Origin of the sequence: Streptomyces viridochromogenes DSM 40736, from assembly GCF_000158955.1 — a bacterium.
Lineage (GTDB): Bacteria > Actinomycetota > Actinomycetes > Streptomycetales > Streptomycetaceae > Streptomyces > Streptomyces venetus.
On sequence record NZ_GG657757.1, the window covers coordinates 1,791,885 to 1,801,956 of the forward strand.

Consider the following 10,072-nt stretch of genomic DNA (forward strand, 5'->3'; position numbering starts at 1 on the left):
CCGGTCGGCACTTCCGTCCGGACCGCTCAGTGCTTCTCGAAAGGGGTGTACGAGGGCGCCGCCGGCCCCTCCTGCCGGTCCCGGATCACCTTGGCCAGGGTGAAGGAGGAGGTGACCAGGTACAGGACGGCGATGGCGAGGAAGCCCCGCACCCAGGCGTCGGCGCTCAGCTGGTAGATACCGATGGCGGTGGCCGCCATCGCGACGGCGAAGGAGGCGACGGCCTGGCCGTAGAAGGCGGCCGTGTTCTGCTGCTTGCCCGGTGTCTCACTCATGGGGGCAAGCTTCGGCGGACGTGGCCCGCGCCACATCCGCCGAAGTACTCAGGCGCGTACTCAGAAAGCCGACACGGCCGTCAGAATGCCGAAACCCCCGTCAGGGCACGCCCGATGACCAGCTTCTGGATCTGGCTAGTGCCCTCGTAGAGGGTCATCACACGGGCGTCCCGCAGTAGTTTGCCGGCCGGGTACTCGTCGATGTAGCCGTAGCCGCCGAAGACCTGGAGGGCGTTGTTCGCGGCGCGGACGGCCGCCTCCGAGGCGAACAGCTTCGCTTTCGACGACTCGACGGCGAACGACTGCCCCCGGTCGATCAGGTCCGCGACCCGCCAGGTCAGCAGCCGGGCGGCGTCGACGTCCACGGCGATGTCGCTGATCAGCTCCTGGACCAGCTGGTGCCGGGCGATGGGCTTCCCGAACTGCTCGCGCTCGCCCGCGTACCGCACGGCCGCGTCCAGCGCGGCCTGGGCTATGCCGACACAGCCCGCGGCGACCGACATCCGGCCCTTGGCGAGAGCGGACATGGCGATCGAGAAGCCCTTGCCCTCCTGCCCCAGCAGTGCCGAGGCGGGCACCCGTACGTCCTCCAGCACCAGCTCGGCCGTGGCCTGACCGCGCAGCCCCAGCTTCCCGTGGATCGTGCGGCGCGTCAGGCCGGGCGTGCCGGTGGGGACGAGGAAGGCGGAGACGCCCTTGTGGCCGGGGGCGTCCGTGGAGCGGGCGAAGAGCAGGACGACGTCGGCCCAGGTGCCGTTGGTGATGAACATCTTGGTGCCGTTGATGACGTAGTCGTCGCCGTCCCGCACCGCCCGTGTCGCGAGGTTGCCCGCGTCGGAGCCCGTGCCCGGCTCGGTCAGGCCGAAGCAGCCGACCGCCTCGCCGGACGTGAGCCCGGGCAGCCACCGCCGCCTCTGCTCCTCGCTCCCCCAGGCGGCGACGGTCTTGGCGACGAGCCCGAGCGAGACGGAGACGATGCCGCGCACGGACGAGTCGCCCCGGCCCAGCTCCTCGGTGACCAGGCAGTACGCGAGGTGGTCACCGCCGGAGCCGCCGTACTCCTCGTCGATCGTCAGGCCCAGGAAGCCGACCTCGCCGAGCTTCTTCACGATCGAGCGGTCGACCTCCTCGGCCCGGTCCCAGGCGACGACGTTGGGAGTGATCTCACGCTCCACGAAGTCCCGCGCGAGCCGCCGGACCGCGGTCTGCTCCTCGCTGAGCTCCAGATTCACCAGACGTCACCCCATCGGAAGGCATACATGTGAAACCCGTACATTTAAATTAGCACTGCTAGTTTCTCTTGGCAGCCCTACTATGTGCGCCATGGCCCGACCGCGCAAGCCCTTGCTCAGCACCGACCGGATCGTCGAGACGGCCCGCGCGCTCGTGGACGCGGAGGGCCTCGCGGCCGTCTCGACGCGCCGGCTCGCCGCCGAACTGGGGGTCAGCGGGCCCTCGCTCTACAACCACTTCCGCACGAAGGACGAGATCCTGGAGGCGGTCGCCGACTCGGTGAGCGGCCAGGTGGACCTCACGATGTTCCAGGACGGCCGGGACTGGCGGACCGCGCTGCACGACTGGGCGGTCTCCTACCGGGCCGCGCTGCGCGACCACCCGAACATCGTTCCCGTGCTGGCCCGGGGCCCCGGCCGCCGCCCGGCGGGGCTGCGCCTCGCGGACGCCGTCTACGGCGCGATGGTCGCGGCGGGCTGGCCGCCGGCGCAGGCCACGTCCATCGGCGCCCTGATGCGCTACTTCGTCACGGGCTCCGCGCTCGGCTCGTTCGCCGGGGGCTTCGTGGACGACGCGAGCGCCTACGACCCCGCCGACTACCCGCACCTCCAGCAGGCCCACCTCCTCGCCGAGCAGCAGGAGAAGATCGACGAGCGGGCCTTCGAGACGGGGCTGACGGCCCTGCTGGACGGGCTGGCGGGGCAGTACGAGCAGGTGCGGCGCACGGCGTAGCGACACTTCGGCGACGGCCGAAGGATCCGTGTTCCATGCTGGGGGTCATGACGACGAGGGACCCGAAGGCCACGGGCCTGGCCCGGCTCGCGGCGCTGTTCGCGGACGAGACCCGGGCGGTGTGCCTGCTGGCCCTGCTCGACGGGCGCGCCTGGACCGCGAGCGAGCTGGCCCGGCACGCGGGGGTCGCCGCGTCGACGCTCAGCGAGCACCTGGGCAGGCTCGTCGCGGGCGGGCTGCTCACCGAGGAGCGGCAGGGCCGGCACCGGTACGTCCGGCTGGCCGACGCGCGGGTCGCGCAACTGGTGGAGGACCTGGCGGCGCAGGTCGCGCCGGGCACGCCCGTACGGCCACGCACTCTGCGGGAGTCGAACGCCGGCTCGGCGATGGCCCGGGGCCGCACCTGTTACGACCATCTCGCCGGGCGGCTCGGCATCGCGGTCACCGACGCGCTGACCGCCCGCGGGCTGCTGCAGCAGGAGACCGGGTTCGCGCTCACCGACGCGGGTCTCGCGTGGTTCGAGTCGGCCGGGATCGGCCTCGAACAGCGGGGCCGGCGGCCCTTGGCCCGGGCCTGTCTGGACTGGACCGAACGCCGCCCCCATCTCGCGGGCGTGGCGGGCGCTGCGCTGTGCCGGCACGCGCTGGACACGGGGTGGTGCGTGCGCATCGGCTCCGAGCGGGCCGTGAAGGTGACGCCGGCCGGTGAACGGGCCCTCTTCGACCTGCTGGGCGTGGCGGCGACGGCACTGCGCTGAACCCGCCGCGAGGTGCAGCGCCCCGTCCGAAATCCGCGAGCGTCCGTCCCTGTCTCCCTCCTAGCCTCTGGAGCATGATGAACAACTCCCCGTCCCGTCCGGCCCGCCGCGCGGAGCTGCTGGCCGCCGGTGCCGCCACGGTCACCGTGGTGCTGTGGGCGTCCGCCTTCGTCTCGATCCGCAGTGCGGGTGACGCGTACTCGCCGGGCGCGCTGGCCCTCGGGCGGCTGCTGGCCGGGGCCCTGACGCTGGGGTTGATCTGCCTCCTGCGGCGGGAGGGGTGGCCGCCGCGCACGGCCTGGCGCGGCATCGCGATATCGGGGCTGCTGTGGTTCGGCTTCTACATGGTCGTCCTCAACTGGGGTGAGCAGCAGGTCGACGCGGGTACGGCCGCCCTGGTCGTGAACACCGGGCCGATCATGATCGCGCTGCTCGGCTCCCGGCTGCTCGGTGATCCGATGCCGCCGCGGCTGCTGGCGGGGATGGCGGTGTCGTTCGCCGGTGCGGTCACCGTGGGTCTCTCGATGTCCGGCGAGGGCGGTTCCTCGGTGCTCGGGGTGGTGCTCTGTCTGCTGGCGGCGGTCTCGTACGCCGGTGGTGTCGTGGCGCAGAAGCCGGCGCTGGGCACGGCGAGCCCTTTGCAGGTGACGACGTTCGGCTGTCTGGTCGGCGCGGTGGTGTGCCTGCCGTTCGCCGGACAGCTCGTCCGGCAGGCCGCCGACGCCCCGGCCTCCGCCACGCTCAACATGGTGTACCTGGGCGTCTTCCCGACCGCCCTCGCCTTCACGACGTGGGCGTACGCCCTGTCCCGGACGACCGCGAGCAAGATGGGCGCGACGACGTACGCGGCGCCCGCGCTGGTCGTCCTGATGTCCTGGCTCTTCCTCGGCGAGGTGCCGGGACCGCTCACCCTGCTCGGCGGTGTGCTGTGCCTGGCGGGCGTGGCGGTGTCCCGGTCGCGGTCGCGGGCGGCGGCTCGGGCCGAGGTTCCGGGAGCGGCTCCGGAACCACGGCCCGAAGGGGCCGCGGACTCAGCCCGCTGACCCGGCGGCGGACTCGGACTCGGACTCGGACTTCGGGGCGGCCTCCGGCGCCGCCGCCTCGGACTCCGTGGCACTCGCCCGGCCCGCGAGGACCTTGATCGAGGCCAGTGCGATCACCGAGAGCGCGATGATGTAGCCGGACACGGCCATCGACGTGCCCGTCGCCTCCAGCAACAGCACCATGACGAAGGGCGCGAGGCCGCCGCCGGCGACGGCCGCGATCTGGTAGCCGAGGGAGGCGCCGGTGTAGCGCATCTCGGGCGTGAACAGCTCGGCGAACAGGGCGGCCTGGGGGCCGTACATGATGCTCAGGAAGCAGCTGGCGACGAACGTGCCGACCGCGAGCCACAGCAGCGAGCCGGTGTCGATCAGCAGGAAGAGCGGTACGGCCCACAACGCGATGCCGACGGCGCCGACGGCGTAGATCCGGATGCGGCCGACGCGGTCGGAGAGTGCGGCGGCGGCCGGGATCAGCACGAGCTGGGTGAGGCTGACGCAGAGCGAGACGAGGAGCACCGGGCCCTTCTTCATGTCCAGCTCACGGGTCGTGTAGTCGAGGACGCCGGTGATGAGGATGTAGAAGGTCGCGGTGTTCACGGCGAAGGAGCCGCCCGCGAGGAGCACCGTGCCGAGGTGTCCGCGCAGGATGGTGCGCAGCGGCGAGCTCTGCTCGGTCTTCTCCTGCTCGGCGAGGGCGCGTTCGGCCTCCCGGAACGCCGGGGTCTCCTCGACGCGGGTGTGGATGTACCAGGCGAGGGCGAGCACGAGCAGGCCGACCAGGAACGGCACCCGCCAACCCCAGGCGGCGAACGCCGAGTCGGTGGTGAGCGCGCCGGCCAGCAGGAAGACGGTGTTCGCGGTGACCACGCCGATGGGGACGCCGAGCTGGACGACACTGCCGTACACACCGCGCTTGCCCTCCGGAGCGTACTCGGTGGCCAGGAGCATCGCGCCGCCCCACTGGGCGCCGACGGCGACGCCCTGGGCGACGCGGAGCAGGACCAGCAGGATCGGGGCGGCGACGCCGATGGTGTCGTACGTGGGGAGCAGGCCGATGGCGGTGGTGGAGACGCCCATGAGGGTGAGGGCGAGGACCAGCATCGGCTTGCGGCCGCGCTTGTCGCCGAGGTGCCCGGCGACGATGCCGCCGAGGGGCCGGGCGAGGAAGCCGACGGCGAAGGTGGCGAACGAGGCCAGGACGCCGGCGGTGGAACTGCCCGCGGGGAAGTAGAGATCGCCGAGGACCAGGGCGGCGGCGATGCCGAAGACGAAGTAGTCGTACCACTCGACGGCCGAGGCGAGCGCTGCCGCGGTGGCTACCCGGCGGCGGTTGCCCACGGCGGGCGCGGTGGTGACGGGCTGAGCGGAAGGTGCCGTGTCCATGCGGTGCACGCTCCGATGGGTGCGGGGGACGGAACGGGGGGTGGCTCGGGTTCGGGGAACGTACTGACCGGACGGTATGGACGTCAACGGGTCGCGCACCAGGACTTTTACCTGTACTTGGCACCGACTGTGCGGGCGGGCATGCCTGAGGCCCCGGCCTCGCGTGGAGGCCGGGGTGCGGGGGGAGACGGGCTAGAAGACGACCAGTGCCCGGCCGCCCTTGCCCGCCAGCATGTTCTCGAACGCCGCCGGGATGCCCTCGAGGGAGATCCGTTCCGTCACCATCGCGCTCAGGTCGAGGCGGCCCGCCCGGATGTGTTCGGCCAGGACCGGGAGGTCCGCGGCGGGGTCGCAGTTGCCGTAGACGCAGCCGGAGAGGGTGCGGCCCCAGTGGAAGATCTCCAGGGCGTTGAAGGTGACCTGCTGGTCCTTGCCGCCGATGCCGACGACCGTGGTGCGGCCGCCGCGGCGGGTGGAGTCCCAGGCCGTGCGGATGGTGACCGCGCGCCCGACGCACTCGACGGCGACGTCGACGCCCTGTTTCCCGGTGAGGCCGCGGATCTCCCGGGCGGTGGTGTCCGAGGCGACGACGTAGTCGGTGGCGCCGGCGGTGCGGGCCAGTTCCTCCTTCTCGGCGGACACGTCCACCGCGACGATCTTCGAGGCGCCCGCGATCCGGGCCGCCTGGAGGGCCGCGAGACCCACTCCCCCGACACCGAACACCGCGACCGTCTCGCCGGGGCGGACCCGGGCCGAGTGGTGGACGGCGCCGTAGCCGGTGAGGACGGCGCAGCCGAGCAGGGCCGCGTCGGTGAGCGGGACCCCGTCCGGGACGGGCAGGACGCAGGCCGCGGCGACGACGGTCTCCTCGGCGAACGTGGCGACGTTCAGTCCGGGGTGGAGGTCGGTCCCGCCGGTGGTGCGGGCGTAGACGTCGGCGGCGCCGCCGAGGGCGTTGGCGCACAGCCAGACCTCGCCGAGCGAGCAGGCGTGGCAGTTGCCGCAGGACGGGGCCCAGTTGAGGACGACGCCGTCGCCGGGCGCGACGTGGGTGACGCCCTCGCCGACGGCGAGCACCGTACCGGCGCCCTCGTGGCCGAGGACGGCGGGGACGGGGACGCGCATGGTGCCGTCGGACAGGGACAGGTCGGAGTGGCAGACCCCGGCGGCGGCGAGCCGGACACGGACCTGGCCGGGCCCGGGATCCGGCAGGTCGATGCCGGTGATCTCCAGCGGAGAGCCGACGGCGGGCAGGACGGCGGCGCGGACAGCCATGGCGGAAGGGACTCCCTGACTAGAACTGGAGGGACTTGGTCTGGAGGAACTCGGACAGGCCGTGCACCCCGAGCTCGCGGCCCACACCCGACTGCTTGTAGCCGCCGAAGGGCGCGAGGGGGTTGAAGCGGCCGCCGTTGATGTCGACTTGGCCGGTCTCCATGCGGCGCGCGAACGCCACGGCCTCGGCCTCGTCACCGGCCCAGACGGCGCCGGCCAGACCGTAGACCGTGCCGTTGGCGATCCGCAGGGCGTCCTCCTCGTCCTCGTAGCGCAGGATCGACAGGACCGGGCCGAAGATCTCCTCCTGCGCGATGGTCATGTCCGGCGTGACGTCGGCGAAGACGGTCGGGCTGACGAAGTACCCGGTCTCGCGCGGGGCTTCGGGGCCGCCGGCGACCAGGCGGGCGCCTTCCGCGGCGCCCTTCTCGATGTAGCCGCGTACCCGGGCCTGCTGCTTGGCGTTGACCACCGGGCCGATCCGGTCGCCGTACTTGGCGGCGGCGGTCGCGGCGAGTCCGACCGCCTCGTCGTACTGGTCGCGGTGGACGAGCATCCGTGTCCAGGCGCTGCACGTCTGCCCGGAGTTGGACATCACGTTGGCGACCCCGACGTTGACGGCCTTGGCCAGGTCGGCGCTCGGCAGGATGACGTTGGCGGACTTGCCGCCGAGTTCGAGGGCGACCTTCTTGACGGCACCGGCGGCGATCGCGGCGATGTGCCGGCCGACGGCGGTGGAGCCGGTGAAGGAGACCAGGTCGACGTCCGGGTGCTCGGCGAGGGCCTGTCCGGCGACCGGGCCGAGGCCGGTGACCAGGTTGAAGACGCCCGCGGGGAGGCCCGCCTCGTGCACGGCGTCCGCGAAGAGGCGGGCGACCAGCGGGGTGTCCTCGGCGGGCTTCACCACGATCGTGCAGCCGGCCGCGAGAGCCGGGGCGACCTTGGCGACGATCTGGTGCAGGGGGTAGTTCCAGGGCGTGATCGCGGCCACCACACCGACCGGCTCGTGGTGGACGACCGAGTTGCCGGTCTTCTCCTCGAAGGCGTACGTCGCCGCGAGCTCGGCGTAGGAGCCGGCGACCGCGATCGGCACGGCCGCGTGGACGGCCTGCGAGAACTTCAGGGGTGAGCCGAGTTCGGCCGTCACGGTCTCGGCGATCTCGTCCGCGCGGGCCACGAGCACGTCCCGGAGCGCGCTGAGGTGCGCGGCCCGCTCGGCCGGCGGGGTCGCCGCCCAGCCGGGCAGGGCGGCGCGGGCGGCCCGTACGGCGGTGTCGACGTCCTCGGCGGTGCCGGCCGGGACCGTGCCGATGACCTGCTCGTCGACGGGGTTCACGACCTCGATCACGTCCTGGCCGGCGGCGGGGCGCCAGGCGCCCGCGATGTACATGCCGTCGTGTGCCTTCATCGCGCTTCCTCCGGGGGCGGGGCATCGTCGTCCGGCACATAAACTAGCGGCGATAGTTTTCTGACGCCAGACGTCCCGGTCATCCCGGTCATCACAGCACGCGGACGGCCACGTCCGGATGTGCCGCTCCTCACTCCCCCAGGTCGGGCAGGCGATCCGGGTGCGGGCAGATGCGGTCGCCGTGCTGGTCGAAGACGAAGAGGTGGGCGAGGTCCACGAGGAGCGGTACCTGCATGCCGTGGCGGAGGGCCAGGTCCGGGGTGGTGCGGACGATGAGGTCGCCGGGCAGGCGGACTTCGGCGGCCTCGGGGACGGCGGCCTCGGGGTGGTCCAGGGTCACCACGGGTCCGGCCCGCCCGGCTGCGGACCGCTCCCGGAGCCGGGTGAGGACCGAGCCGTCACGGCGGCGGCGCCGGGCGGGGCTGCCGGGGCGGGGCCGCGGGGCCTCCAGCTCGGGGACGACGGCGGGGCTGGAGCCGGTGTCGAAGTGGACGAGGATCTCGTGCCCCTGGAACTCCACGTGCTCGACCAGGCCGGTGAGCGGCACCTCGCCGGGGCGGGCGGCGGAGTGCTTCGCGATCCGGACGGCCTCCGAACGCAGACCCACGATGACCTCGCGGCCCTGCTGGACCCGCAGCAGCTGGTGGTCCAGGGAGAGCGGCTCGGGCAGCCGCAGGAACTGCTTGCCCAGGCTGATGGTCATCGCCCCGTCCAGCGGGGCGCGCACCAGGCCGCGCAGCAGGTTGATGCGCGGGGTGCCGACGAAGGCGGCGACGAACACGTTGCGGGGCAGGGCGTAGACCGCACGCGGGCTGTCGACCTGCTGGAGCACGCCGCCGCGCAGTACGGCCACCCGGTCGCCGAGCGACATGGCCTCGGCCTGGTCGTGGGTGACGTACACCGTGGTGACGCCGAGTTCCTGGGTGAGCTGGGTTATCTCGGCCCGCAGGTGGGTGCGGAGCTTGGCGTCGAGGTTGGACAGCGGCTCGTCCATGAGGAAGGCGGAGGGGTGGCGGGCGATGGCACGGCCCATGGCGACACGCTGGCGCTCGCCGCCGGAGAGCTGGCCGGGCAGGCGGTCCAGGAGGTCCTCGATGCCCAGCAGCCGGGCGGTGGCGTCCACGCGCGGCCGCGGGTCGGTGTCCGGGGCCTCGATGCGCAGCGGGAAGCCGATGTTGGCGCGGCTGGTCATGTTCGGGTAGAGGGCGAAATTCTGGAAGACCATCGCCATGTCCCGTCCGGACGGCGGCAGGTCGTTGGCGTACTCGCCGTCGAGCAGCAGCTCGCCCTCGTCGATCTCCTCCAGGCCGGCGATCATCCTGAGCACGGTCGACTTGCCGCAGCCGGACGGGCCGAGCAGGACGAGGAACTCAGCCGGTGTGATGTCCAGCGACAGCCGGTCCACCACACGGGCGCCTCGCGTGTAGGCCTTGCTCACGTCGTGCAGGGAGATGGCGCGTGTCATGAGGTGCCCCCGAGGGGTCTTCAGGGCGCTGGTGCTCCGCGGGCCGGAAACCCCGTACGGGTCGCACGGGGCTGTGGGTCACGGAAGTTAACGGAATGTGTGCACCCAGGGGAAGACACCGGGCGGGATCGGGGGCTTCCGTCCATCTGGTGAGAAGGCGGGCGACCCGGTTCGGCCGGGGGTCAGCGGGTGCCGGTGAGGTGGGCGAAGACCACGAGGTTCCCGGAGTAGCCCTTCCTGCGGTCGTAGTTGCCGCCGCAGGTGATCAGACGCAGCTCGGGGCGGCCCCGTGCGCCGTACACCTCCTGACTGGGGAAGTGCGCCTTCTCGTAGGACTTGATGGCGTCGACGGTGTAGACGGCGGTCCGGCCGTCGGCCCGGCGGACCTGGACGACACGGCCGGGTTCCAGCTCGGTGAGCCCCGCGAAGACGGCGGGACCGCTGTCCGTGTCGAGATGCCCGACCGCCACGGCGGTGCCCTGCCCGCCGGGCGAGGCGCC

10 protein-coding genes are annotated in these 10,072 nt (G+C 72.6%); 3 read left to right on the forward strand and 7 right to left on the reverse strand.

Features of this window, described 5'->3' with window-relative positions:
* Positions 1–26: 26 nt before the first annotated feature.
* Positions 27–275: a YiaA/YiaB family inner membrane protein gene (locus tag SSQG_RS07800; RefSeq protein WP_039932123.1), complete on the reverse strand. Its 249-nt coding sequence runs from the start codon at positions 273–275 to the stop codon at positions 27–29.
* Between the two features lie 80 nt (positions 276–355).
* Positions 356–1,507, reverse strand: coding sequence for an acyl-CoA dehydrogenase family protein (locus SSQG_RS07805; protein ID WP_003989186.1), 1,152 nt, complete (start codon positions 1,505–1,507; stop codon positions 356–358).
* A gap of 91 nt (positions 1,508–1,598) precedes the next feature.
* Here SSQG_RS07805 and SSQG_RS07810 point away from each other — a divergent pair, with 91 nt between their 5' ends.
* The 3 genes from SSQG_RS07810 to SSQG_RS07820 all read left to right on the forward strand — a co-directional run bounded on the left by SSQG_RS07810 (position 1,599) and on the right by SSQG_RS07820 (position 4,041).
* Positions 1,599–2,240 carry a TetR/AcrR family transcriptional regulator gene (locus tag SSQG_RS07810; protein ID WP_003989187.1) on the forward strand — a complete coding sequence of 214 codons (642 nt, stop codon included), beginning with the start codon at positions 1,599–1,601 and terminating at the stop codon, positions 2,238–2,240.
* A gap of 35 nt (positions 2,241–2,275) precedes the next feature.
* Complete coding sequence (locus tag SSQG_RS07815; RefSeq protein WP_003989188.1) at positions 2,276–2,998, forward strand: ArsR/SmtB family transcription factor; 723 nt, start codon at positions 2,276–2,278, stop codon at positions 2,996–2,998.
* Positions 2,999–3,072: 74 nt separating this feature from the next.
* The gene (locus SSQG_RS07820; RefSeq protein ID WP_003989189.1) at positions 3,073–4,041 is read left to right on the forward strand and encodes a DMT family transporter; all 969 of its coding nucleotides are present in this window, start codon (positions 3,073–3,075) and stop codon (positions 4,039–4,041) included.
* On the opposite strand, the gene SSQG_RS07825 is transcribed toward SSQG_RS07820, so the two are convergent.
* From SSQG_RS07825 to SSQG_RS07845, 5 genes are all read right to left on the reverse strand, one after another.
* On the reverse strand, positions 4,030–5,424 hold the full coding sequence (locus SSQG_RS07825) for an MFS transporter (RefSeq protein WP_003989190.1): 1,395 nt from the start codon (positions 5,422–5,424) through the stop codon (positions 4,030–4,032). The two genes, SSQG_RS07820 and SSQG_RS07825, sit on opposite strands and share 12 nt — an antisense overlap.
* A 192-nt stretch (positions 5,425–5,616) precedes the next feature.
* Complete coding sequence (locus tag SSQG_RS07830) at positions 5,617–6,699, reverse strand: Zn-dependent alcohol dehydrogenase (protein ID WP_003989191.1); 1,083 nt, start codon at positions 6,697–6,699, stop codon at positions 5,617–5,619.
* Between the two features lie 19 nt (positions 6,700–6,718).
* Complete coding sequence (locus SSQG_RS07835) at positions 6,719–8,107, reverse strand: aldehyde dehydrogenase family protein (protein ID WP_003989192.1); 1,389 nt, start codon at positions 8,105–8,107, stop codon at positions 6,719–6,721.
* A gap of 130 nt (positions 8,108–8,237) precedes the next feature.
* Positions 8,238–9,572, reverse strand: coding sequence for an ABC transporter ATP-binding protein (locus tag SSQG_RS07840; RefSeq protein WP_003989193.1), 1,335 nt, complete (start codon positions 9,570–9,572; stop codon positions 8,238–8,240).
* A gap of 182 nt (positions 9,573–9,754) precedes the next feature.
* A partial coding sequence (locus tag SSQG_RS07845) for a sortase domain-containing protein (protein WP_039932124.1) occupies positions 9,755–10,072 on the reverse strand: 318 nt, incomplete at its 5' end.

What these genes read in the sequence shown, in the direction of transcription:
- SSQG_RS07835 (WP_003989192.1), bottom strand. Translation starts at nt 8,107, where the DNA reads ATGAAGGCACACGACGGCATGTACATCGCGGGCGCCTGGCGCCCCGCC.
- SSQG_RS07825 (WP_003989190.1), bottom strand. Translation starts at nt 5,424, where the DNA reads ATGGACACGGCACCTTCCGCTCAGCCCGTCACCACCGCGCCCGCCGTG.
- SSQG_RS07810 (WP_003989187.1), top strand. Translation starts at nt 1,599, where the DNA reads ATGGCCCGACCGCGCAAGCCCTTGCTCAGCACCGACCGGATCGTCGAG.
- SSQG_RS07840 (WP_003989193.1), bottom strand. Translation starts at nt 9,572, where the DNA reads ATGACACGCGCCATCTCCCTGCACGACGTGAGCAAGGCCTACACGCGA.
- SSQG_RS07820 (WP_003989189.1), top strand. Translation starts at nt 3,073, where the DNA reads ATGATGAACAACTCCCCGTCCCGTCCGGCCCGCCGCGCGGAGCTGCTG.
- SSQG_RS07800 (WP_039932123.1), bottom strand. Translation starts at nt 275, where the DNA reads ATGAGTGAGACACCGGGCAAGCAGCAGAACACGGCCGCCTTCTACGGC.
- SSQG_RS07830 (WP_003989191.1), bottom strand. Translation starts at nt 6,699, where the DNA reads ATGGCTGTCCGCGCCGCCGTCCTGCCCGCCGTCGGCTCTCCGCTGGAG.
- SSQG_RS07815 (WP_003989188.1), top strand. Translation starts at nt 2,276, where the DNA reads ATGCTGGGGGTCATGACGACGAGGGACCCGAAGGCCACGGGCCTGGCC.